The 24,517-nt window shown below is 43.1% G+C and carries 24 protein-coding genes and 1 tRNA gene; 9 read left to right on the top strand and 16 right to left on the bottom strand.

The genetic code is table 11. The features are described from left to right. Nucleotides 1-3: 3 nt before the first annotated feature. From ACEN82_RS24385 to ACEN82_RS24410, 6 genes are all read right to left on the bottom strand, one after another. Nucleotides 4-3,066: a SusC/RagA family TonB-linked outer membrane protein gene (locus ACEN82_RS24385; protein WP_090532454.1), complete on the bottom strand. Its 3,063-nt coding sequence runs from the start codon at nt 3,064-3,066 to the stop codon at nt 4-6. Between the two features lie 476 nt (nt 3,067-3,542). Continuing rightward, complete coding sequence (locus tag ACEN82_RS24390) at nt 3,543-7,688, bottom strand: hybrid sensor histidine kinase/response regulator transcription factor (protein WP_413321530.1); 4,146 nt, start codon at nt 7,686-7,688, stop codon at nt 3,543-3,545. Nucleotides 7,689-8,244: 556 nt separating this feature from the next. Then, nucleotides 8,245-8,526, bottom strand: coding sequence for a hypothetical protein (locus ACEN82_RS24395; RefSeq protein ID WP_495644029.1), 282 nt, complete (start codon nt 8,524-8,526; stop codon nt 8,245-8,247). Continuing rightward, nucleotides 8,490-8,954: an SDR family NAD(P)-dependent oxidoreductase gene (locus tag ACEN82_RS24400; protein ID WP_413321528.1), complete on the bottom strand. Its 465-nt coding sequence runs from the start codon at nt 8,952-8,954 to the stop codon at nt 8,490-8,492. Before ACEN82_RS24400 ends, ACEN82_RS24395 begins: the two co-directional genes overlap by 37 nt. A gap of 7 nt (nt 8,955-8,961) precedes the next feature. Next, nucleotides 8,962-9,675: a DsbA family oxidoreductase gene (locus tag ACEN82_RS24405; RefSeq protein WP_413321527.1), complete on the bottom strand. Its 714-nt coding sequence runs from the start codon at nt 9,673-9,675 to the stop codon at nt 8,962-8,964. Nucleotides 9,676-9,678: 3 nt separating this feature from the next. After that, nucleotides 9,679-10,053 carry a DoxX family protein gene (locus tag ACEN82_RS24410; RefSeq protein WP_413321526.1) on the bottom strand — a complete coding sequence of 125 codons (375 nt, stop codon included), beginning with the start codon at nt 10,051-10,053 and terminating at the stop codon, nt 9,679-9,681. 131 nt (nt 10,054-10,184) lie between these two features. Between ACEN82_RS24410 and ACEN82_RS24415 the strand changes: the two genes are divergently transcribed. Next, on the top strand, nt 10,185-10,544 hold the full coding sequence (locus tag ACEN82_RS24415) for a winged helix-turn-helix transcriptional regulator (protein WP_090532468.1): 360 nt from the start codon (nt 10,185-10,187) through the stop codon (nt 10,542-10,544). A gap of 409 nt (nt 10,545-10,953) precedes the next feature. Here the strand turns inward: ACEN82_RS24415 and ACEN82_RS24420 are convergent. After that, nucleotides 10,954-11,027, bottom strand: a tRNA-Ala gene (locus ACEN82_RS24420). Nucleotides 11,028-11,794: 767 nt separating this feature from the next. Here ACEN82_RS24420 and ACEN82_RS24425 point away from each other — a divergent pair. The 5 genes from ACEN82_RS24425 to ACEN82_RS24445 all read left to right on the top strand — a co-directional run bounded on the left by ACEN82_RS24425 (nt 11,795) and on the right by ACEN82_RS24445 (nt 14,262). Next, nucleotides 11,795-13,006 carry an MFS transporter gene (locus ACEN82_RS24425; RefSeq protein WP_413321524.1) on the top strand — a complete coding sequence of 404 codons (1,212 nt, stop codon included), beginning with the start codon at nt 11,795-11,797 and terminating at the stop codon, nt 13,004-13,006. Between the two features lie 200 nt (nt 13,007-13,206). Beyond that, on the top strand, nt 13,207-13,383 hold the full coding sequence (locus ACEN82_RS24430; RefSeq protein ID WP_175490072.1) for a hypothetical protein: 177 nt from the start codon (nt 13,207-13,209) through the stop codon (nt 13,381-13,383). Nucleotides 13,384-13,424: 41 nt separating this feature from the next. Continuing rightward, entirely contained in the window at nt 13,425-13,553 is a 129-nt protein-coding gene (locus ACEN82_RS24435) for a hypothetical protein (RefSeq protein ID WP_255485329.1), read from the top strand. Nucleotides 13,554-13,591: 38 nt separating this feature from the next. After that, the gene (locus ACEN82_RS24440; protein WP_158604167.1) at nt 13,592-13,756 is read left to right on the top strand and encodes a hypothetical protein; all 165 of its coding nucleotides are present in this window, start codon (nt 13,592-13,594) and stop codon (nt 13,754-13,756) included. Nucleotides 13,757-14,133: 377 nt separating this feature from the next. Further along, complete coding sequence (locus tag ACEN82_RS24445; RefSeq protein WP_413321523.1) at nt 14,134-14,262, top strand: hypothetical protein; 129 nt, start codon at nt 14,134-14,136, stop codon at nt 14,260-14,262. 133 nt (nt 14,263-14,395) lie between these two features. Here ACEN82_RS24445 and lpxB read toward each other — a convergent pair whose 3' ends face one another. The 3 genes from lpxB to surE are packed head-to-tail and all read right to left on the bottom strand — an operon-like array spanning nt 14,396 to nt 16,559. Beyond that, entirely contained in the window at nt 14,396-15,517 is a 1,122-nt protein-coding gene (gene lpxB / locus ACEN82_RS24450) for a lipid-A-disaccharide synthase (RefSeq protein ID WP_413321522.1), read from the bottom strand. Further along, nucleotides 15,517-15,783: a hypothetical protein gene (locus ACEN82_RS24455; RefSeq protein ID WP_090532473.1), complete on the bottom strand. Its 267-nt coding sequence runs from the start codon at nt 15,781-15,783 to the stop codon at nt 15,517-15,519. Before ACEN82_RS24455 ends, lpxB begins: the two co-directional genes overlap by 1 nt. Before the next feature lie 2 nt (nt 15,784-15,785). Further along, nucleotides 15,786-16,559 (bottom strand): 5'/3'-nucleotidase SurE, encoded by a 774-nt coding sequence (surE, locus tag ACEN82_RS24460; protein ID WP_413321521.1) that lies wholly within the window; start codon nt 16,557-16,559, stop codon nt 15,786-15,788. A 26-nt stretch (nt 16,560-16,585) separates the two neighbouring features. On the opposite strand from surE, the gene ACEN82_RS24465 reads away from it, so the two are divergent. Then, nucleotides 16,586-17,140, top strand: coding sequence for a Uma2 family endonuclease (locus ACEN82_RS24465; protein ID WP_413321520.1), 555 nt, complete (start codon nt 16,586-16,588; stop codon nt 17,138-17,140). Nucleotides 17,141-17,170: 30 nt separating this feature from the next. Here the strand turns inward: ACEN82_RS24465 and ACEN82_RS24470 are convergent, their stop codons facing one another. Both ACEN82_RS24470 and ACEN82_RS24475 read right to left on the bottom strand, forming a co-directional pair. Continuing rightward, nucleotides 17,171-17,356, bottom strand: coding sequence for a CsbD family protein (locus tag ACEN82_RS24470; protein ID WP_090532481.1), 186 nt, complete (start codon nt 17,354-17,356; stop codon nt 17,171-17,173). 113 nt (nt 17,357-17,469) lie between these two features. Beyond that, nucleotides 17,470-18,483, bottom strand: a complete 1,014-nt coding sequence (locus ACEN82_RS24475) for a dipeptide epimerase (RefSeq protein WP_413321519.1) — start codon at nt 18,481-18,483, stop codon at nt 17,470-17,472. Between the two features lie 54 nt (nt 18,484-18,537). Here ACEN82_RS24475 and ACEN82_RS24480 point away from each other — a divergent pair, with 54 nt between their 5' ends. Next, nucleotides 18,538-19,527: a hypothetical protein gene (locus tag ACEN82_RS24480; RefSeq protein ID WP_413321518.1), complete on the top strand. Its 990-nt coding sequence runs from the start codon at nt 18,538-18,540 to the stop codon at nt 19,525-19,527. Here the strand turns inward: ACEN82_RS24480 and ACEN82_RS24485 are convergent. The 4 genes from ACEN82_RS24485 to ACEN82_RS24500 form a co-directional block, all read right to left on the bottom strand. Next, the gene (locus tag ACEN82_RS24485) at nt 19,496-20,125 is read right to left on the bottom strand and encodes a rhomboid family intramembrane serine protease (RefSeq protein ID WP_495644030.1); all 630 of its coding nucleotides are present in this window, start codon (nt 20,123-20,125) and stop codon (nt 19,496-19,498) included. The two genes, ACEN82_RS24480 and ACEN82_RS24485, sit on opposite strands and share 32 nt — an antisense overlap. Further along, nucleotides 20,126-21,871, bottom strand: coding sequence for a M14 family zinc carboxypeptidase (locus ACEN82_RS24490; protein ID WP_413321130.1), 1,746 nt, complete (start codon nt 21,869-21,871; stop codon nt 20,126-20,128). Between the two features lie 196 nt (nt 21,872-22,067). Beyond that, on the bottom strand, nt 22,068-22,421 hold the full coding sequence (locus tag ACEN82_RS24495) for an MmcQ/YjbR family DNA-binding protein (RefSeq protein ID WP_112655563.1): 354 nt from the start codon (nt 22,419-22,421) through the stop codon (nt 22,068-22,070). Continuing rightward, nucleotides 22,418-23,170, bottom strand: a complete 753-nt coding sequence (locus tag ACEN82_RS24500; RefSeq protein WP_495644031.1) for a hypothetical protein — start codon at nt 23,168-23,170, stop codon at nt 22,418-22,420. Before ACEN82_RS24500 ends, ACEN82_RS24495 begins: the two co-directional genes overlap by 4 nt. 78 nt (nt 23,171-23,248) lie before the next feature. Between ACEN82_RS24500 and pepT the strand changes: the two genes are divergently transcribed. Beyond that, on the top strand, nt 23,249-24,499 hold the full coding sequence (gene pepT, locus ACEN82_RS24505) for a peptidase T (protein WP_413321128.1): 1,251 nt from the start codon (nt 23,249-23,251) through the stop codon (nt 24,497-24,499). Nucleotides 24,500-24,517: the final 18 nt, after the last annotated feature.

Consider the following 24,517-nt stretch of genomic DNA (forward strand, 5'->3'; position numbering starts at 1 on the left):
ATGTTAAAATGTCAAATTCAATCCAAGTACATAATTCGTGGTCGAAGGGGCGTTGCTGCCGACTGTCAGGAATCGTCTTAGACTGTTAGACAGGGGCACCGCTGCGTTTTCATTACCATAAGAGTTTGGTTCAGGATCCATACCGGACTCTTTGTGGTAAGGGGAGAAAAATACAAATGGATTTTGCACGGTGAAGTAAGTGCGCAGGCGCATGTTCGCGTGCTTTGAGAGCAGCTTGCTGAAATCATAGCCAAGCGTCATTGTCCGGATTTTGAGATAGGATGCATCAAAGTAACCGAGCGTACTGCCATATTTCGGATTATCGCCACTCAGGATACCGCCTGGTTTCGGGTATTTTGCTCCTGTGTTATCAGGCGTCCAGTAATCTTCCTGAACGTTATTACTGCGGCCTGTCATCAGGTTCAGATAGCCACCTGAGCCATACAGGCTACTGATGAGCGTGCCCCCTTTCTTAAAGGCACCTACAACACTAAAATCAAAGCCTTTATAGGCCACACGCGTATTAAAGCCGCCTTCGAATTTAGGATCAACATCGATGATCTGACGATCGGCGGCCCCGATAGCCCTTGTTGGCTGACCGTTGGCGTCATAAGTTCCGGTATACAACACTTTGATCATGCCCACATTTCCGCCCGGTTCGAGGGTGCTCAGGTAAGGGTCGCCAGACTGCCACAATCCTATTTTCTTGTAATCGTATATGGCGTTTATATTATGGCCTACGAACCATGCGTTGCCCTCATCACGTGTCTGCCCTGAAGCAAGCGCCACAAGTTTATTCCTGTTTCCATAGATATTAATACCCAAATCCCAGGTAAACCCGTTTTTATTGATGAGCGTACCATTCAAACTTAACTCAAGCCCTTTGTTCTGAGTCCGCCCAACGTTTGCTGTATAGCTTCCAACCCCTGCGGTAGGAGGCAGTCCTACGCCCAGTAAGATGTCGTTTGTATTTGTAACATAATATTCAACAGTACCTGATAAGCGATGTTTAAACAAAGAAAAGTCTATTCCATAGTTCCATGTCTTAGAGTATTCCCAACCTAAAGTTGGACTTGGAAGCTGGGTTACATAATAGCCCGTCGCATAGTTTGTGTCGCCGAAATTATACTGACGTGTACCCAAAGTACCTAATGTCTGATAAGCGTTTACTGCCTGGTTTGAGGTTTGCCCAAAGCCCGCGCGCAGTTTCAGATTATCTATGACCGAAATGCCTTTCATAAAAGACTCGTTCATGATATTCCAGCCTGCTGAAACCGCAGGATAAGTGTGCCATTTATGACCTGGAGCTAACCGGGAAGAGGCATCCGAGCGCACGGTGGCGGACAGCAGAAAGCGGTCATCGTAGGAATACATCACACGACCCATGTAGGACATCAGGCCGCTCTGGCTGTAGTTGCCGTTGCCGATTGTGATTTCGCCGGTTGCTGCACCCAAGTTATAAAACTGGAAAGCATCAGCTGGAATATCTTTGGCCGACATGCTGGAAGAATTGTACCTGGTTTGCTCGGTAGAATACAGGGCCACGACATTTATGTTATGCTTTTGGGCGAAAGTATGGTCGTAGGTCAGCAAATTTTCAACCGCCCAGTGATATTGGGCTGAGTTGCTTACGCCCGCTGTTGACGGCGTTGTCGGCGTGGCACTGCCAATCCCAACTCCGGTATAATTGCCGTTGTTGCTTTGCACATAATCGAGACCAAGGTTTACCCTGTATTTCAGGCCTTCTACCCACGGAATTTTTACTTCGCCATAAACGGAGTTGTATGTGGCGTAATTTCTTGTTTCGTTGAGCCATTGATCGTGGAGATTATTGATGATACCTTTGGTCAAAACGAAACTTTCGGACAATGGCGTTTTAACCGTTCTTTTCAGGCTTCCGTCCGCATTATAGGGATTGGCAAGGGGAGAAAGTCCCAAAACACTGCCAACGCCAACCTGGCTGCCTTCCGTAAGGTTATAGTTATTGTTAGTGGTAAAGCCAACTTTAACGTATTTGCCTACATTCTGGTCCACTGATCCTCTCATGGAGTAGCGGGTATATTGCTGCGTAGGAATAAGGCCCTGATTTTTATAATAGCCGCCGCCGAAATTATATGTACCCGTTTGGCTGCCTCCGGAAACACCTACGTCATTACTGAAAACCATGCCGCTTCTGTAAAAAAGCTTCTGCCAGTCGGTATTTACGTCATCAGCTTCGTCTACGGCGTTGGTGTACAGGCCTGCCGCTTTACGTAGTTTTAAAAATTCGGGACCGGTCATCATCGGGTACCTGGCGAAAAGTTTTTGCTCCCCATAATAGGCGTTATAGGTAATTTTCGCGGCTCCTCCCACCTGGCCCCTATTCGTGGTAATAAGTACAACGCCGTTTGCTCCCCTCGAGCCGTAAATAGCTGTGGCTGAAGCATCCTTGAGAATATCGATACTTTTAACGTCGTTAGGGTTAATATCTCCAAGAGAGCCGGTAAAAGGGATGCCGTCAAGTACGATCAAAGGGTCATTGCTTGCAGTAAGCGACCGTTGGCCCCTAATGAGGATCTGCATCGTTGCACCTGGTTTTGTAGAAGTTTGAGAAACCTCTACGCCGGGTAACCTGCCTTGTATGGCCTGGCTGATATTAGGCGCGGGAATATCACGGATCCGTTCGCCGCTGATCGACGCGACTGAACCCGTTACAGCTTCCCGCCTTTGGCTACCATAGCCAATAACGATCACATCGTTAAGGCTGTTACTGCTTTGGCTAAGACGAATGGATAAATGTGTTTGCCCGTTAATCTGGATTTCCTGGTCGGCATAACCAATAAAAGTCACAATAAGCGCCTTCTCGGTTGGAGGAACAGTTATGGTGAAATTGCCGGCAACATCGGTTACTGATGTTGCTTTAGCTGTTTTTGCCCTTACGGTAGCGCCCGGTAAAGGCAGGCCCTTCTCATCGACTACGGTACCGTTTATTTTCCTGCCTTGCCCAAATGCTGTAAGGCTGGAAAGCAAAACCGCCAGCAGCAGCAAGAAAGGTTTCTTTTGAATAGTTTGTAATGATTTTTTCATAATTCAGGTTTAAAAAAATTGAAGTTTTTGTGCCATGGAACAATTCGCCCAGGTTTGAGTTTAATATGCTTCCCGTCCGGGCCCCTAATCAGGTTTTTCATTTTATAGTTTGTTAAATCACAACGATAACTTTATTATGATCAGCTTCGCAATCGATTGCGAAATTGATGGTGACATAATGCGGATCTTAATCCGGACGATATCAAATAAATCAGAATGTTTTTTTTAGTTTATAAATTGGATATGGCGGCAGGAATGCCCTCATAGCTATGCCGAAGATCATCGCTTTAAAGGGATTAGGGTAGGACAAATCGCAAAATTCGTGATACATTTGTTCAATGATGCCATTATGGGTGGTTTCTGCAGTGTTGCCGAATTACTTTGCCTTGAGCGCGCGACCACGCGAATATCCGGAATGCTGCTTCCGATACATGTACCATTGTGTAAAAAGATGGCTGCGGAGGCTATAGGACGCCTTAAATTGCAGGAGTGGCCTTATTTTTAGACATATTCCTTTTGATGATCATGTACTCCGACGGTAACATGCCGAAGCGTGTTTTAAAGATCCGCGAAAAATAACTGGGTGTGCCGAAGCCTGTGATATAGGCGATCTGAGCTACATTATAATCACTGATCTCCAGCAACTGGGCTGCTTTGTCAAGTTTGACGTTGCGGATGTACTCCACCGGGGTTTGCCCCGTAATTTCCAGAAGTTTGTAATAAAGTGACCCCCTGCTCATGCCCACATGCCGGCTCAGTTCTTCAACTGACAGCCCCGGCTCACTTAATTGATCTTCTATATATTTCATGATCGAATTTAAAAGCTTTACGTCGGCCGACTCCATTTCAACCTGTGGGCTAACCATCTGTATCTGCCTGGAATATGTATCCTTTAGATTTTTGTTCAGGTCAAGAAGGTTATCGATCTTGGTTTGCAGGATTTGGAAATTGAAAGGCTTCGTAAGATAATCATTAGCGCCTGTTTTGAGGCCTTTTAACTGATGCTCTTCCCCGGTTGTTGCCGTTAATAATATTACAGGGGTATGGCAGGTGCGCTTATCGGCTTTAATTTTTTTGCTCAACTCAATCCCATCCATGTGGGGCATGTTGATATCACTGACAACCAGGTTAACATGTGCGCCAAGTGTTTTTTGCCATCCTTCTTTACCGTGGGCCGCCTCAATAATATGATAGTATTTTTCCAGGTGATCTGACAAATAGGAGCGGAATTCGTCGTTGTCCTCTACCAATAGTACGGTTGGCTTTAGTTCAGGGTTTTCACTGTTGGTCTGCCTGTCTTTAGCGTTTTCTCTATCAGAAACGGGAGCTGTTTCGCAGGTACCGGCCTCTACTGCATCGGTGAGCGGAAGCCTGACTAAAAAGCTTGTTCCCTGTCCGGCTATACTTTCCGCCTGAATGGTGCCGCCGTGAAGTTCTACAAATTCTTTGGTTATGGAGAGGCCTATGCCGGTACCCTGGTTGACTATTGCACTGCTTTGGCGCGATTGATAAAAGCGTTCAAATATCTTTTCGAGATCATCGGCCTGTATGCCAATTCCGGTATCAGTAACCTTAAGCAGCAGGCCTGTGCTCAACAACGAATTCTTTTCAGCCCGGGCGCTGACAGAAACTACCCCGCCGGCAGGGGTGAATTTAAATGCGTTAGACAACAAGTTGAAAATAACCCGCTCCAGTTTATCCGGGTCAAAGTAGGCCCGCACCTCTTCCTGTTGCACATCAACTTCCAGTGTAACCTGTTTTTTTAAAGCAAGGTCCTGAAATGCTTCGCACGACTCGGTGATAAAAGACATAATCTCTCCCGCCGAAAGGCTGAGCTTCAACTTTTGCTCTTCCATTTTACGAAAGTCAAGCAACTGGTTGACCAGGTTGAGTAACCTGCGACCATTTCTATTGATCATTTTCAGATCCTCGATGTCATTCCCCGGAACAGATTTTTCAAGCAGTTTTTCGACCGGAGCCAGGATCAGCGACACCGGGGTTCGAAACTCGTGGCTTAGATCTGTTAAAAACTTTATTTTCAGCAAGTCCAGCTCATGCAAACGTTCAGCTTCCCGCCTTTCCTGTTCAATAAGCTGACTGACTTGAAGTTTCTCCTGGGCCTGCTCAAATTGCCTCCGGATCTTCTGAATACCACGTCTTCTTATGAAAAACAAAGCCGATCCTAAAATAACCACGTAAGCAATATAGGCATAAACTGTTCGCCAAAACGGCGGCAATATAGTTATCCTGATGGTCGTCACCGGGTTATTCCAGTGGTTTTCATCTTTACTGGCCATCACCTCAAAACTGTATGTCCCGGGATCAATATTGGTATAACTGGCTGTCCGAATATTTTGAACATAATTCCAGGCTTTATCAAAACCTTTTAACCGATAAGCATATAAATTCTGTTTAGGAGATGTATAATCCAGTGCCACATAGCCGATGGAAAAATTTTGGCCATATTTCAAAGTGATTTCTTTTGCGGTACTGATATGCTCATGAATCGGTGACTCATTTCCAGGATTTACTATCGCATTATCAACGGTTAAATTGCTTAGAATTACCCGTCCGGGACGAGAGACAACCGGTAATCTCGATGGATTAAAAAAATTAAAGCCGTCCTGACCTCCAAAATAAAGATTGCCGTCCCTGGTTTTTATTCCTGAGCCTGAAGAAAAAGCTCCTTGCTGTACGCCGTTTTCGTTAGTAAAATTGCGGAAAACCCTTCTTTTGTAATCAAACGAACTGATTCCGCGATCTGTGCTTAACCACAGGAAACCTTTATCGTCCTGCAAAATTGATTTTACGAAGGAATTAGCCAGGCCCTGATCTTCACCGTAAGAAATGAATTTTTTTTGATTTTCGTCGAAGTAGCTAATCCCCTGTTTGGTGCCAGACCAAACACTGCCATCATTAGTTATAAATAAGTTCAGTACCACGTCGTCGGCCAGTGCCGAATTTTTTTTATTGTAATGCGTCCACTTTTGATGCTCAGTATCAAGCACTACGATTCCAGTTCCCATCGAAGCAATCCACATACGCCCGTCCCGACCCGGAATAACAGAAGAAATAAAACCGTTAACGGGTAAACTCCGGCTCTGGCCGCCGGCCCCGTTTTGACTTGTCAGATGTGAAAATGAATGGCTATTTTCATCATATATATCTATTCCCCGGCCCAGTGTACCTATCCAAATTCTGCCACTCGCGTCGGCGTTAATACAAGTAATATCATTGCTAAAAATTCCATGACCATTGCCGTCAGCTGTATATTGTACATATCTATGAGTAGCGGTATCGATTCGGAAAAGCCCGTTATGGTAAGTTCCCGCCCACAAGTTTCCTTTCCTATCGATATAAAGTGATGTTACGGCCAGTGAGCTTCCACGGCGTTTCAACTTACTTTGTATATCATCATACGAATGCAAAAGGCCTGTCTTTTTGTCGAGCAAAGCAATACCTGCGTCGGTCCCTACAAAAATGTCACCACTGCTGCATTCCGCGAAAGCGGTTACAAGCGGCGATTTTAAGCCGAGAGGATCGAAAGGGTCACTTTTCTTGTGATTGAAGAGTGCAAGATGAGGATCGTATTTTCCGATCCCTTCGGTAAAAGTTCCAACCCAATATATACCTGCAGGGTCAATAAATATGCTGCGTATGGAATTGCTTTTCAGGCTGCCCGCATTCCTGGGATCTGCGGTCAATTGCTGAAAAACCTCCAGTTGAGGATCGAATAAATTGACCCCACCCTCTGTTCCGATCCAGATCTTTCCGTCTTTAGCCAGGCACATCGTGAAAATTGCATTATTGTCCAGACCCAGGGGCGATTGATTGCCAGAACGAAAAATTTCAAAATGCCCATCGTCTGTCCACTTGTTCAGCCCGTCGTACGTACCAAACCAAATGCTGCCTTTTTTATCTTCAATGATTGCTTTAACCGTGTTATTACTTAATGCGTACCTGTCCTGCTCATTGTGCGAAAACCTCTTGAAGGAATTTGATGACCATTCATACAGGTATAACCCGTAATTGGTACCAACCCACATCCGCTGTCGACTATCTTCGAACAAAGAGAGCACGACAAACGCGCCCGCATCCTTTTTATCAGGTTCCGGAATCTTAACAGGTGTAATTCTCCCGGTTTTCGCATCAATTATTCGGAGATCTTCGTAGGTGCCTACCCATAATTTGCCCTGGTGGTCCTGGCAAATAGCCCTGACTGATATGTCTGAAATTTCTCGCCAGGAACCATCTCCCTTGAAAGGTTCGAACCGATCAAACTTGCGGTTGTAATAAGAAAGCCCCCCTCCGCTGGTACCAACCCATATCCGCCCACTTTTATCTTCAAACATGGACAAGACTTCGTTGGAAGGAATACTATTACCAGATGCGCCATGCCTGTAAATAACGAAATTACTGCCATCGAATTTGTTAAGGCCGTTTCCGGTTCCGAACCACATCAATCCAAACCGGTCTTTTATAATGGTATTTACGGTATTCGAAGACAATCCTTCTTTTATTGTAATAGATGTAAAGTTTATAGCAGCCTGTCCATAAATTTGAGATGGGACATACAAAAAGAGCAGGCATGTCAATATATAACAGCTTTTAAACTTAAGCATAATAAAATATGATGAATAGTCACTCGCAGCAACCAATAAAGGCTTCAGTAATTTATTTTAATTGGTGTTGTTTTGACAAATATAACCCAGTTGATGCAAATATCATTGTTAATTTATGACTATAGGGTATTTCCAGGCTTATCCTCAAAGGTTTCGTCTTTTTATCAGGCGGCAGTGGGTCTTATTCGCCATCATTTTTGGGACATCCCAGACTGTTTAAAAACGTATGTAAAAAAAGAAAATCCGCCGATTTCGTGCGAAACTCGGCGGATTTTGCGGAAAAGATGTGGAGATCGGATTATTCAGGGCCTCAAAAACAACTCCCAAACACGGTTTTTGGGCTCTGGGAGTAGTTTTTTATTCCCTCATTGTGAATTTGACTGACTTTTGATTGTCTTTACTATCAACACAAAACGGTGCCCTCAAGCGCATGGAACATAATGGCCAAGACCTCCGAAATATCCATATATTTGATCTAATCGAACGCGAAAAACTTTTATTCGATTGCATTTGCATGGATCTGCTTCAACGCTGACAATCAAACTCCGCCGCCAAATTAAGGCAACATGATTTCTGCAACATTGCGTTGGTTATAAAGATTCCAATGCGCTTCTGCCACCTCTGCTGCTGTTATCGTTGGCATTCCATCCGGAAAATCTCCTTTGTGTTTACCCTCACTTACAACCAAAGCACCAATTGACACAATACCAGCAAAAATGCTGTCCTCTTTCAGGTCCATGTTGAGCAACCGCGCATAATTTAATAAAGCGCCTGCGGCAACGCCGAAGCTGGCGGTTCTGTTTACTGGATGCTGGGCGGAGGACGCAGTAGTAAACAAGACGCACCGTCTTTCCTTTCCAGCATTTGTGGGAGTACAACCTGCACGGCAGTTATTGCAGCGAGTACCTGGTAGTCGAGATGATATTGTTCATTTGCTATATCTATATTCCGGGCAGTCCGCATACTTTCCCAGGTGGGGGTCGGACTGAATTCCAATATATCAATTGCTCCGTAATGGTGGATAACCTCTTGCAGCGCGCGTGTCAACTGCCCCCGGTCTAATATATCGGCCTGGAAAGTTGCAGCCTCAATGTCTTTTTTTAACAGATCGTCTTTCAGCGCATTTAGTTTTTCCACATTTCTCGCAAGCAGCGCAACATTGTAGCCTTCAATTCCGAATTTTTCTGCCACGGCAAATCCTACACCCGGACCCGCACCGACAATGGCTATTGTTTTTTTCATCTTTATTCTTTTTTGTTTTTTCATTGATCAGTTAATTTGTACAGTCATTACCGGGCGCACAGGTATCACCCTGTCTAACATGGATCGGGCCGGGGTTGTCCTTCTTCCATTCAGTGTAAGCAGTTTGCAGTACTTTAAGAATTTCAGTACCGGGCTGAGCGCCAGCGATGGCATATTTGCGATCTATTACAAAGAAAGGAACCCCTTTTGCCCCCAGCCTGGATGCTTCTGCACCGTCTGCTTCCACCTGATGTTGAAAAACAGGATTGGTGAGGGCTTCTTTTACCTCTGTAGCCGTCAGGCCTATACTAATTCCAAGTTCTGTTAGAACCGCATCATCAGAAAGATTCTTGCCCTCTGTGAAATAGGCATAAAACAGTTGTTCTTCTGCTTTTTCTCCCAGTCCCTTTGTTTTTGCCATTTGGATAATACGATGCGCTTTCAGCGAGTTAGTGACAAGCATTTTATCGAACTGATAGTCAAGACCTGCATTCTCAGCCATCCTTGCTACCTGTTCATGCATGGCAACTGACTGGTCATAGCTGATCCCTTTACGTGCAGCCACAAACTGGTACATGTTTTCCTGATACCGCGGCACTTCCGGCATGGCAGGGTCAAGCTGGAAACTTTTCCATTCTACCTCTATATCATCCCTGTCAGGAAATTTTGCCAGGGCAGCTTCAAAATTTCTCTTGCCGATATAACAAAACGGGCACATCACATCGCTCCAGATCTCTATTTTCATTTTTCAGCGTTTTGCGGTCACCGGATAGTTTAGTTTTCTGAAATAATAGTAGGATACACATAGTATGGCAAACGGGATCAGCGGTGCTATACCTTTTGCGGGGCCATCAGCGAGCCAGTGCCCCAGGCTTGCGGAAAGCAGCAATATTCCGAAAGCGACATAAGCCCATTCTTTGAACATAACGGGTACGGCGGGGATGAGGATAATTATGGCGCCAACGATCTTACAGATGTCTAATTCCAGACCAAAGTAAGCCGGGAAGCCAAGTCTGTGTATGGACTCTATTAAATACGCTTTCGGAGCAAAATAGGACGGCAGCACAATCAGCGTCATGGCGATAATGATAACTATCCAATAAATTCTTTTTTCTTTCTGCATGGTTCAAATATTTACGGCACAAAATTATTTTGAAGTAACTTTATAAATGTTATCTGTTACCCTTTGGAAACCGGTTTCCTCTATGAAACTAAGCCGCTAACCATAAATCGACCATCGTAATTTTGCAGTATATGAATACAAAAAAGCAAGCGCCGGAAATACCTGATTGTAAAGAGCAATTGATTGCGATAAAGGATACGATGATCTTATTATCGGGGAAATGGAAAATTCAGATTATCGGATGGCTTCTGCTATATGGTAAGGTGCGGTTTATGGATCTGCTGCGTGGAATAGATGGTATTGCTGCCAAAATGCTTTCTAAAGAGTTACAGGAACTGGAGCAAAATCAAATAGTAGCCCGGACCGTGATGCCTACGAAGCCGATAACGGTGGAATATGAGTTAACAGAACATGGTAAGACTTTAAGCGGAGTAATTGAAGCTATTTCGGCCTGGGGAGTTACGCACCGTAAATTCCTGTTTAAAAAATAAGCTAAACAGGAATTCTATTATGCATACTGACGCCAACTAAGTTGAAACTCTTAGGATCCTTTCCGCTTTGTCGAGCATAAGCCCATTTTGCGGCAAATACCTAAAATACGCAAGACCTCTTCATCTCTATTAATGGTTACAAAGATCAACGCCGAAAGTGCTTTGTCGGTTTATCATTTAGACGCGTTGATTGATTACCCTGAACAATTGACCTTAAGCGGTCCGGAGCAACCTCTTGCATGCTTTTTTCATGAAGAACCTTTTAGAAAGCTTTATCTAAGCGATTTTAGCCTGTTTTGGTGGTGAATATGACGTAATTTTTGAAAAAAAATTTCTTGAACAAGCCCCCAAACAACCTGATAAAGCACAAAAAAAGCATTTACAAATCGTAAATGCTTGATTGTCAAAGTGGAGAATATCGGAGTCGAACCGATGACCTCTTGCATGCCATGCAAGCGCTCTAGCCAGCTGAGCTAATCCCCCGTGGTGGGCTGCAAATATAGAATTTTGTGAATTAAAATGAAATTCTATTGTTATTTATTTTATCCAATCCTGTCTCAGCTGCCATTACTATCGGTTTGTTTAATTTAAACTTAAAATATATATGCTGTTGGTTTGCCTTAATTTTCCGGCGGAACGAAAGCTTAATAAAAAAGTAAAGCCCCTGATGGGCAGGGGCCTTTACTAACCAATTATAAACCTAAATTATGAGAAGACTACTTTATGTATTGTTATTTTTAACACGGTGTAAAAGTAACACTAAGTTTTGATATTCGGAAAATATATTTTGTAATTGTTTTGTAAGTTTTATCAATTACATTGCCATCCGGTATCTTATTGTCAAAAATAAGAATAAAACATTATTAAATTACCAATTTTTTCAAATTATTTTATAATAATCTCCACATCGTTCATTTTAGTAAAAAAAAGATGCGGTTTTGTTTATAAAGTTTACAAAAATTTAATTTTAAATGATTTTTAAAGTAAAATTAGGATCCAAACCTATATTAAAATTAAATTTCAAAGCATATCGTATGCTTAAAGCAAAACAATCGCCAATTTTTCTTTAGAAAACTCCAAAATACCACATTTTTTTTGCCTTAATACTGCTTTTAGCTCTTTAAAGAACGATTGTCTGCTAAAACAATTTATGTTCTAAACGCAGTTACATAATAAAAATTACTTTACAAAGGCTTTTTTTTAAAGATGCTTTAACACTTTTGCAGCAAAAATATACTGCCTTTTAAAATATGTCATCAACACATACCGCAAAACAACACCCGCATCTTACGCCATTAACTTTATGGATCATGACCATAGCTACAGGTTTGGTGGTAGCCAACATATATTATAACCAACCATTACTGGCCGATATGGCGCATACTTTTGGCGTAAGCGATAAAAAAGCGCAGCAAATATCGCTTTTAACGCAAATTGGCTACGCTACGGGTTTATTATTTATAGTGCCATTGGCGGATATGCTTAAGCGTAAGCGTCTTATTTTAATTGATTTTGTGCTCATGATCATATCGTTAATAGCCAGCGCCATGGCGCCTTCCGTAATTATACTTATGATAGCGGGTTTTTTGGTGGGCGTATCATCGATTATTCCGCAATTGCTGATCCCAATGGCGGCCCACTTAGCCAGGCCACATGAGCGGGGTAAGAAGATTGGCTTTGTAATGAGCGGCTTATTAATCGGCATTTTGCTGTCACGCACATTAAGCGGCTTTATAGGCGAGCATTTCGGCTGGCGAAGCATGTTTTATATAGCCGCCGGGTTAATGTTGCTCATCTGGGTTATGATATTTTTGTTTTTGCCCGAAATTGAACCCGATTATAAAGGCAATTACGGTAAATTAATGAAGTCATTGATCCATTTAGTAAAAACCCAGCCTAAATTAAGGTTGGCAGCATTCAGAGGGGCTTTATGTTTTGCCGGTTTCAGCGCATTTTGGACAACGCTGGTATTCCTGTTAAAACAGCCTCAGTTTAATGAGGGCAGCGCCGCTGCGGGCATGTTTGGCCTTGTTGGCGCTTTCGGTGCGGTAGCCGTTGGCTTTATGGGCCGCCTGAGTGATAAAATGGACGCATACAAATTATCAATTTATACACTTTCGCTCATCCTGATCTCTTTTATTGTATTCTATTTTTCGAGCCATAGTATAATAGGGCTCATCATCGGGGTTATTCTGCTTGATATGGGTGTGCAGGCTACTCATATCTCTAACCAGTCTATTATTTTTGCATTGATCCCGGAAGCCCGCAATCGTATCAATACAGTGTACATGGTGTCTTATTTTATAGGCGGGGCTTTAGGCACGTTCTTCGCCAGCTTAGTTTGGAAAAACCATGAGTGGAACGGAGTGTGTGCTATTGGAGCTGCCTTATCAGTAATAGTGATCATAGTGCATTTGTTAAACTACAAAAAATCGTCCGCTACTGCTACTGATGTTCGGTAACGTATGCCTGTTTATCTGCTTTGAATAGTTGCCGGTATTGAATTGATCAAAAAAAGTAAAAATTTCTTCTAAAAAAATATCACTGTATTACAGTCATTTACATCGTATTGTAAAATAAATCTGAATTTTTAATGACTTTTTTTGCTCTCCGATAAAAGTTTGGCATTGATTTAGATTAGTACTTATCAAACGCAGTTGTTATGAAAACAAAAGACAAAGCGGTTAAACCTGAAGAAGAGAAAGAGTGGGAAAACCCAGTGGAACCGACAAAAACTTCAGACCCACGCGATGAGGAACAAATATTAAGGCAGTATAAAGAAGCAAAACGCCGCCACGATAACCTCACCGAAAACGGGAACGAAAAAAAGAAAGACTAAAACGAAGACATTAAAATATTAAAACATTCAAAACCTACAACATGAAAACGCAAAAACAAACATCAACCACCAAACTAATAGCAAGCTTTGATAATGCACTTAAAAACATCATCATGAGCGACTTAAAAGCTATCAAAACTAAAACGCCCTATTTAACGCCGGCAGCTTAAACTAAATATAAAAAACATCACCTACACTACATCTACCTATGAAAGCATATAAACCAACACCCGCAATAACTAAATTACTTGCACGCTTTGATGCCGAATTATTGGAGCTGTTGAGGGAAGATCTGAAAAACTACAGGGCCAAAACCCAATTCATGAGCAACAACAAGCAGGTAGCAGCACAGCAAACGCTGTCTGCCGCTTGATCAACATATATATATCTACCTATCGAGTACTAACATCACCTATGAAAACGTGGAGCCCTGCAAAAACAGGGCTCTATTTTTTTAGTAAAGCCGGGCAAGCTTAATGCTATCTTTGTATAATATTAAATAACAATATATTAACACTTTGGTCACCTAAAGGAAATGCCTGAAACGGTTATTTGGGTAAAACGGCGGGCGAATGACCTATGCAGTTAAACACCATATTGCACCATCTATTTACGCGTGGTATCGTTAACCAGGTGATGAACAAATCGGTTACGGTCAATTGATCCTGCATGAGCAGGAGCTAAAGACTGATTGTCTGTATGGTGTATTGCTGTCTGTGAAATTACATACTCTACATAAATACAAACATTATGGACCAGGTTAATTATCCCATAGTAACAATTGTAGTTATTGCTGTTATTATTTTGCTGGTTTGGATCATCAGGCGAAACCAGAAAGATGAAAAAAGTTGGAACAGGATATCATCCAATCCGAACTAAAACCAGAAGAAAATAATGATAAGGAAATAGAATCCTGAGCTTGTTGTTAAAAACAACCTGGCGAAATAGCATATCCCGGCGTCATTGCGTACAGCAATAATGGTCTTTTACTTTAAGGAAGCCGCTGAATTTACTATGATTTCCTATCTGCTTCAGTATATTTAACAATTAACCCGGCTGTTTTGGCTGATGCCCCCGGTTGCCCCATGCGCACATCAAGCTCGTCATAATTATTAAGCATGTTTTGGCGATAGGTTACATCATTGACAATCAGTTTTAACTCTTCACTTATCTTGTTAGCCGTACACTCTTCCTGGATCAACTCCTTCACTACCGCCTTATCCATGATCAGATTAACCAGCGATATAAATTTAAGTTTAACCAGCATGCGCGCTATGGCAATAGTTAATTTCCCGCCTTTATAAACCACTACCTGCGGCACGTTAAACAGCGCGGTTTCAAGTGTCGCGGTGCCGGAAGCTACAACAGCTGCATGGGCACGATTCAGCAGATCATAAGTGCCGTTGAATACAACGGGGATCTCGGCGCCGTTTAAGTACGGCGCATAATAATCAGCCTGAAAAGCCGGTGCACCGGCAATTACAAACTGGTATTCAGGAAAATTGGCCGATGCCCGGATCATATCGGGCAGCAGTCTGCTGATCTCCTGTTTGCGGCTGCCGGGTAACAGTGCTATAATTTTTTTTTTGCCGAGTTTATTTTTTTGCAGGAAAGCAGGGTCAGGATTAAATGCCGAAACCGCATCAAGTAAAGGATTGCCTACGTAATCAACATCCATTCCCCACTCTTTGTAAAATGCCACCTCAAAAGGCAATATGCAAAATAGGTGGTCAACAATGCGTTTGATCTTTAACACCCGCTTCTGGTTCCAGGCCCAAACTTTGGGCGAAATATAGTAGTTAACCGGTATGCCGTTAGCTTTGGCATATTCGGCTATTTTGAGGTTAAAGCCGGGAAAATCTATCAGGATCAATACGTCAGGGTGGTAAGCAGAGATATCCCGCTTGCACGATCGCATGTTTTTAAGAATGGTTTGCAGGTTGGCAACCACTTCAACAAAGCCCATAAAAGCCATATCGGCATAATGCTTTACCAGTGTGCCGCCCTCGGCCTGCATCAGGTCGCCGCCAAAAAAACGAAAATCAGCAGCCGGATCAAGCGCTTTCAGGGCTTTCATCAAATTAGCTCCGTGCAAATCGCCCGAAGCTTCGCCGGCTACCAGGTAATATTTCATTATAGAGATTGCAATTTAAAAATGAATATGGCCAGCATAAACAAAAGCGAGATCATAGCGATACCGTTTCCCGTTTTATCAGCCCCTTTGCCATAAAAATAACGGATGATAAACAAATTGATAGCAAAAGCTACAAAGTAGGGGATGCCCGGCTTGTGCATGAAAACCAGTTGATTTTTAAGCAGGAATCCAAAAACAAACAGGCTAACACCTGGCAGTATAGCGCCGATGAGCAGGCCTAAGGATACGTCGTTTTTGTTTAGCATAATTACAGGTTGAATTTCCAGTTGTTTAAGTAAGGGATAACGTGGTGTGCAGTCATATCAAACTGCACCGGCACAACCGAAGCATAACCCTGTTCCAAAGCCCACACATCGGTATCCTCGCCGCCATCATTCAATTGAAAAACACCGGTAAGCCAGTAATATGGCCTTTTATGCGGATCCATGCGTTCATCAAATTCTTCGGCCCATTTGGCAGCCGCCTGCCTGCATATTTTAATGCCTTTAATGTGTTTGGTACCAGGAAAGTTTACATTTAACAAACTGGCTTGTGGTAAACCATGGGCTAAAACCTGTAAAGCAAGTTCTTTTACAAACTTGATGCAAGGCTCAAAATCGGCTTGCAAAGTATAATCATCTAACGAAAAACCTATCGACGGGATACCCTCAATGGCTCCCTCAACCGCCGCCGACATCGTGCCCGAATACAGCACATTGATGGAGTTATTAAGGCCATGGTTAATGCCCGAAACACAAAGATCAGGCTTTTTGCCTTTAAAGATCTTGTTAACAGCCAGCTTCACGCAATCAACCGGAGTGCCCGAGCAGCGGTACATTTCAATGCCCTCGTAAATGTCAACCTGGTCAAGCCGTAAAGGTTTGCCGATGGTAATGGCATGCCCCATACCTGATTGCGGGCTATCCGGAGCAACAACTACAACACGGCCAATTTCGGCCATAGCATCCATCAGGGCTTTGATGCCCGGCGCGGTGATGCCATCGTCATTTACAACAAGTATGGTTGGAGAAGCTTTTTTCATTGTGCGAAATTAGTTATATTTGATTTATGCTGACGGCTGATAAAAAAAAGAAATACACTGTGGAGGATTACATGATGCTTGAGGAAGGTGCGCCGTTTCAGCTGATCAACTATGATTTAATTATGTCGCCTTCTCCTATTCCTGCCCACCAACAGTTATCTGCTAAAATTATACAGCTATTGTCTAACTTTTTAGATAGCATAAATGATAATGGCTTTCTTGTAAGCGCACCAATGGATGTAAAATTTGATGATGGAAATGTGCTTCAGCCAGATATACTTTATATAAAAGAAGGTAGGGTTGCCGACCTTGTAAAAGACAGGATAGAAGGAGCCCCAGATTTAATCATCGAAATCCTTTCCCCTTCTACCGCTTACTATGATTTAAGGCAGAAAAAAGATATCTATGAAAAATACGGCGTAGCAGAATATATCATTATAGATCCCGTACAGGAAAATGCTGATATATATAAATTAACCCATGAGGGTTATAGTTTACAGCAAAAGGCCTTTAAAACAGAAATCCTAACATCAATAGTAATTCCAGGTTTTAAACTGGATCTTTCAAAGCTATTCCAATAAAAAAGCCCCGTTCCCGGAGCTTCTCAAATTTTATAAACTGTTTATCCACTTCACCAGCTCATCGCGGGTTTTGCCCGTTTTTTGCTGAAGCTTGCCAAGTGTTTCATCATCTTTACCTTCCTGCCAGGCAAGGTCATCGTCGGTAAGGTCGCCGTAAGCTTGTTTGATTTTGCCTTTCAGCTCATTCCATCCGCCTTTTATTTCTAACTTGTCCATAATGTTTTTTATTTAGATGTATCAGGATAACGGACGAGGCCAAGGATGGTTTGAAAAAAAGCCAAAAGCAGAATGCCGAAAGCTGAAAGCCCTGGAATGGTTATCAAAGCTACTTAACTAAATCTTAACCCTAAGCCCGGATCGTGGTTTAGTATGTATTTTCCGTCACTAAATTCCGGCATTACATAAGGGTTATTGCTTACTAAAAAGGGGCCGTCAAGGTCAACCCAATCTGCTTGCGGAGCAATGGCTAAACCTGCTAAAGCGGCACAGCTTGTTTCGGTCATACATCCAATCATGATCTTCAGGTCAAGCTCGCGGGCTTTGTCGATCATTCTTTTCGCTTCATATAAACCGGCCGATTTCATGAGCTTAATGTTGATCCCGGTATAAATACCTTTCGCTTTTTCCACATCTTCAAAACGTTGAACGGCTTCATCGCCAATAATAGGAATAGGACTCCGTTCGGTGAGCCAGGCATTGCTATCGGGATCAGTTTTGAGCATGGGCTGCTCTATCAATTGTACGCCTTGTTCGTGCAGCCAGTGGGTCATATCAAGGCTTTGCTGTAAATCTGTCCAGCCCTGGTTTGCATCTACATAAAGCGGCACATCGGTAACAGAGCGGATGGTAGAGATCAATTCTTTATCCGTATCCCGGCCCAGTTTTACCTTGATCACCTTAAAACCTTCCGCCTCTTTTACTTTTTTAATGATCATTTCGGGCGTATCTATGCCTATTGTGAAACTGGTAACAGGCATCAGCGCAGGGCTGCTGTCAAGTAATTGCCAGCAAGGTTGTTGTTTTAGTTTGCCATCCAGATCATGCAGGGCAATATCAATGGCTGCTTTAATAGCCGGATTGCCGGGAGCAATACTGTCGAGGTAATTAATGACTGCTCCAAAATCAAAAGGATAACTAAATCTGCTGATATCAACCTTGCTTAAAAACTCGGTAGCGCTTTGATGGCTTTCGCCCATATAAGGCACCATTGAGGCTTCGCCGTAACCTGTTTTACTTTCGTGGCTGATCTGCACCAGCATAACCGGGGTAGAGGTACGCGAAAATTTGGCTATCGTAAAAGCATGCTTCAGCTGAAGCTCGTAAGGTTGATATGTCAGTTCCATGTTAAAAACCAAAGCTAAAATTTTAGTACGAAAATCGTGCTTATCTTTGCGGCCATGCCGGCACAAATTTATTCACCGTTCACTAATTTCAATTTCAGCAACAATAAATGTTTCCTTACCGGGCAAAACCTTAATTCGCCCGAGGAACAGATCCAGGTATTTCCACAATGGCTCATGAGCCGTTACGAACTGGAAGACAAGCCTTTTAAGTTGCTCGACGAAAGCATGGCTACTTATAAAGACCTGAAACTGCCCTGCACAGCCGAAGTTAACGAACGCTATCTTGAACCGCTCGAAAACGAAATTGCTGCTGCTTTTGATACCGGTTATGAAGCTGTAAAGGCGCTTGATGAAGATAAACTGTTTCTGTGGGCGGGTAAATTATTGTATGGAATAATCTTTAACGAGATCCAGGCAGGCATCAAACTCCAACACTCGCAGGGCGAGGAGTTTAATATATCTCAATCCATCATCCATAAATTCAATAACCTGCACATGATGCTGCAAAGCCTCAATCTGCCGGTTGAGTTTGATGGTTTTAAGCCGTATAGCCTGGTATTGTTTAAGGTTGATAATGCTGAGAACGTTTTTGGCTACCGCGATGAGATCAATACGCTTACCTTTTCATTGAGGATAAAAGATTTTGGCCTGATCCTTTGCCTGCAGGATAACGGCGCCAATTCCCGCTACCACAAAGAAGCTTTAGATAAAATTGGAGATCATGTCCTGCACCCCATTCAGTTTGAAGAATTAAACGCCCGCTTCTTTTACTCGGCTTATTTGTTTAACCGCCTGCCCGAGTATGATATTTTCCATATTGGTGACACCATATCCTTAGAAGCCCTGCCCCTGCGTGGCACAAGCAGCAAGCCGCTATTTGATGACTGGATGAACAAAACCTACGGACAAGTACTGGAAAATTTTTGGAAAAACTGGGGGTTCCTGCTGTTGGAGATTATCAGGAACCCCGAAAAACCTATGAGCTTTTTGTTTAATGCAGATGGGGATTTTATTAACGGCCAAGATTTGAAACTGCCATTGTAATCTGCTGCCAAAAATCGGGCAAAATTTCATGGTGAAATATAATGGTGATCATCAAGCCGCTCAGTGCGCCATAAAAGTGCGCGTCATGGTTGATCTGATCGCGCGAATACTTTGAGGCATAATGGCAATATACAAGATATAATACACCAAATATTACTGCCGGAATAGGTATCGGTATCGGCAATATCATCATTTGAGCCAGGGGATTATATAATATCGCACTAAAAATAACCGCGCTTACCGCACCCGACGCACCCAAACTATAATAACTGTAATGATCTTTGTGTTTGAGCACAGTAGGCATGTCGCTTAAAATTAAGCTTACAGTGTACAATATGGCAAATTGAACGTGGCCTAATAACGGCTCCAACCCGAACGCGAAAAAGTAAAACGACAGCATATTGAAAAACAAATGCATCCAGTCGCGGTGAATAAGCCCGCTGGTGATGATGGTGTGAATATCCTTACCGCGCGAAACGGTATAGGGGTGCAGCATCATGCGGCCATAAAGGTTATTATTTGAAAAAGCTAAAAGCGAAGTAATAATTGTTATTGCGAAAATAGCACAGGCCACCGGGGCCGTTTGTAAGTATTCCATTTATTTAAGGTCGAGTTTAGTATTTGTTAAAAGCCTGCCTACCGGGTAGCGCATAAAAGTTTTTTCAAAGTAGGGCGAATTACGGTAAACAAAGAATAATTGCGCTTCGGCATTTTTGGCCAGTTGCGGATCTTTTGACTTGGCATCGTCCAGTTTTTGTTTAATCGATGGATCCTTTTTTAGCAGATCGGCGGCTATATCTTCAAAAACATAATCCGAAAAATACTCTTTTTCGCCCAGCACCGAATCAAAAAAGTTCCACGCAAAAAACGAGTCGACACCTTGCGGTTCCAGCGTTTCCACGATATAACGGTTTATTGGCTGATTAGTATATACTACATAGTCGCCGGTATAAAATTTAACAGGCATATCCACCGGGTTAAGTTTTACGCCGGTATGCAGGTAATGGCCCTCAAATGGCCGGGCCGGTGTTTTCAGATCGGCTATGTAATACATTTGCAGGCTAAGCGTGGTATCATGGGCCAGTTGTTTCATTTGCACCCCATTCAGCTTAAACAGGTCAATCACCTTACCCCATGCCTGCGGGATTACATAGGCCACCGGCTTATCGGCAGTGGCGGTAACTTTATAGGTATTGTAATATTTGATGGTTTTGGTGTAAGGCTTATCCCGATCATAATATAGCCTTGGCAATCCGCTCACGCCGCTGGTTTTATAGCCTGCCTCATATCCTTTAAAAGTAATGGTATCAACCTTACTTTTATCAACCGTCCATCCTAATGCAAACGTTTTTTGATTGGCTACCTGCTCATCGGCTTTGCGTTTCAACTCTCCAATCAGATTGGCATCCCGCTGGTTAATTTCAATAAGGTGCTGCATAAAATCATAAGTAGCATACACACGTTTATCAAAAGGCTTCAGCATATGCGTTTCGGTGATATAGCTGATGATATTATGCTGGGCAGTAAAGCCAGTGGCAAAGCGTGGGGTTTCCAGAAAACTAACGATACCCGAATCAGGAAGCCCTTCTTCGCCTGCACCGTAAGGGATCATCTCGTACCCGCTCTTTTTCATCTTGCTGTACAGATATGGGGTAAGTGTTTTGGTAGTATAGTCGGCCAGGATGGGGTTTTGCTTTTCCTTCTGGGTTTCGATGAGCGTCATCACATATTGATAGTCGGCGCCATCGCTGGTATGGTTATCTAAAAAGATCTCGGGTTTCCAGGTAGTAAGGATCTGTGTAAAGGCTAAGGCATTGCGGCTATCGGCCTTAATAAAATCCCGGTTTAAATCAAGATTGCGATAGTTACCTCTGAAACCGTAGGCTGATGGGCCGTTCTGGCTTACACGGCTCAGGCCGCGGTTAAGATTACCGTCGATATTATACAGCGCTATAAGGCAAATCACCACATCTTTTGGCAGGGTATTATTTTTAAGCAGATCACGTACAAGCATCATGCTTGCATCAATGCCCTCCGGTTCGCCAGGGTGAATGCCGTTGTTAATGAGCAGCACCCTTTTGTTTTGCTTTTTAATAACTGCCGGATCAAAGATCTTATCTTTTGAAAGTACAACGAGTGTAAGAGGCTTGCCTACATCGGTTGTGCCGTAATTGATAAGCTTCATTTGCTGCGGATACCGCTTATTTAACTTTTGATAGTAATCAATTACCTGGGCGTAGGTTGCGGTATAATTTTTATCCTTACTTAACTCAAAGGGGGTAAGCTGGGCTTGGGCAGATAAGGCAACGAAACAGGCAATAAGGGCAGCGAAAACTATCTTCATAAGTAAATACGTTGCTCAAATATAGTTTAAGTGTGGCAAAGGAAGGGGCTATAAGGTGATTTTTACTGGAGAGATGATTTAATTTATCGTCATGCCGAACTTGTTTCAGCACCCCATACGCTACGTTTCAGACTTGCTTAGAGGCGATCTGTGCTGTGGGTTCCTGAAACAAGTTCAGCATGACGGGAGGACCGTTTTATAATACAGCTATCTCCGCCTGCACTTTCTTAGGCAGGCTTTTAACCACTTCATTGTATGAGTGGTCAATCATTTCGCAGAGTTGTTTACGGCTGAGGGAACCGTTCATTTGCACGGTGTTCCACATTTTTTTATTCATGTGGTAACCGGGCTGCACTTCGGGATAGCGTTCGCGGAGTTCAACAGCCCATTCAGGATCGCATTTAACATTGAACCTGTCGCCGGTTTGTAAACCGGTTAACAGAAAGATCTTTTCGGCAATTTTAAAAACCAGGGTATCCTCACCAAAAGGAAAGCCTTCCGTTGCACCCGGCTTTTGCAAACAATAATCACGTAGTTCCTCTATATTCATCGTCTGAAGTTTCTGACCAGCTTGGTATAGGATACCGTATTGCCAAAATTATATTTAAAACCGATGCTATATTGAACAAACTGGTCGGCCGCGTTGTTTTTGAAAATCTGAGGGTTGTCATTGTATCCGTCAAGCCCTTCGCCAAAAGTATAGCTATGCTGTATACCCAATGTTATGGTGTAACCTACCTGGTCATAGTCATCGTAAATCTTAAATTCATAACCAAACCTTATCGGTATCATCAGGTTAGTACTTTTATCTTTCCCCTCAAAACCTCTTGTTTCGCCAACCGGCCCATTATTTTCATATCCTGGCGGGTTTGAACGCTGCACAAAAGCCATTTTGTTTTTTATCGCACCGATGCCCGATCCTATATAAAAGTTTTTAAGTACATTTAAAACACTACTGTTGTCGTAATCAATAATTTCTCCCATCTGCAAATCAGCACGAAGGGCAAGTGCCAGGAAATTATTTTTTGATTTACGGCCAAATTGATCCGTGGCTGGAGTAAGCCCTCCGCCTTCAATGGTCCCAAAATGAAAATCGAGGGCTATCGGTACATACGGGCTGTAGTTATAGGTTAAGTTAAGCGTGCCGCCCGGGTGCCAAACCTGCTTTTTAAGGTCATCGAACCCACGAGCGTAATTGACACCTCCGCCAAAGCCCCATTCATAATAGTTGTAACCACTTTGGGCTTCAGCCATAAACGTGACGAAAGCCAAAACAAAAAGTAGAAAATATTTTTTCAATGTATAATTTTAATCAATATTTACAACTGGAGATGGCATTAACCACCGCCTAAATTTCCCCTAATATAAAAGCTTTATATGAATTTTAACTCATTCATTAAGTTCACAGTAGCCGAACGCTTCCTGCGCTACGTTACCATTGATACGCAATCAGACCCTTCTTCGGTTTCATTTCCATCAACAGAAAAGCAAAAAGATCTTGGCCGGCTACTGGTTGATGAACTGTTGGCTATGGGTATAGCCGACGCTCATTTGGATAAGTACGGTTATGTTTATGCTACTATTCCGTCAAATACTGATAAAAGGGTACCCGTAATTTGCTTTTGCTCGCATATGGATACCGCGCCCGATTGCAGCGGAAAAGATGTAAAACCAATTGTACATAAAAATTACCAGGGCCAGGATTTAATATTGCCTGATGATAACACCCAGGTGATCCGCATGGCCGAGCATACCGATCTGAAGAACCAGTTGGGTAACGATGTTATTACAGCCAGCGGTACCACGCTGCTCGGCGCCGATAATAAAGCCGGTGTGGCCGAAATAATGGATGCCTGCTACCAGCTCATCAGCCATCCCGAAATAAAACATGGCGATATCCGGATCCTGTTTACGCCCGACGAAGAAGTTGGCCATGGTGTAGATCATGTGGATATTGCCAAATTGGGTGCCTTTGCCGCTTATACTATGGATGGAGAAAGCACGGGTAATATGGAGAATGAAACTTTTTCGGCAGATGGGGCCAGGCTTACCGTTAATGGCGTAAGCTCACATCCGGGATTTGCCAAAGGCAAAATGGAAAGCGCCATTAAAATTGCCGGACAAATTATTGCCGCCTTGCCTGATGAACTTTCGCCGGAGTATACCGAAGGCATGCAGGGATTTGTGCATCCGGTAGGTATAGAAGGCCATGTAGAAACCGCCGCTATCGATTTTATTATCCGGGATTTTGATGAAAGTAAACTCGTAGATCATGTTGATGTTATCCGCCGCACTGCTGATGATGTATTAAAGAAATTTCCGGGCTCAACGTTTGATATTGCCGTGAGCCAGCAATACCGCAATATGAAAGGTGTGCTTGATCAGCACCCGCAAATTGTTGATTATGCTATGGAGGCCATTAACCGCACGGGCTTAACCGCTAAGTTATGCAGTATCCGCGGCGGTACCGATGGTTCAAGGCTTTCGTTTATGGGCTTGCCTTGCCCTAACATTTTTGCCGGCGAACATGCTTTTCACAGCCGGCACGAATGGGTATCGGTACAGGATATGCAAAAAGCGGTTGAAACCATTTTGCACCTGTGCATGATCTGGGAAGAAAGAAGTTAGTACCGGGCATTTCTTTAT

The sequence above is a fragment of the Mucilaginibacter sp. Mucisp73 genome, assembly GCF_059491465.1.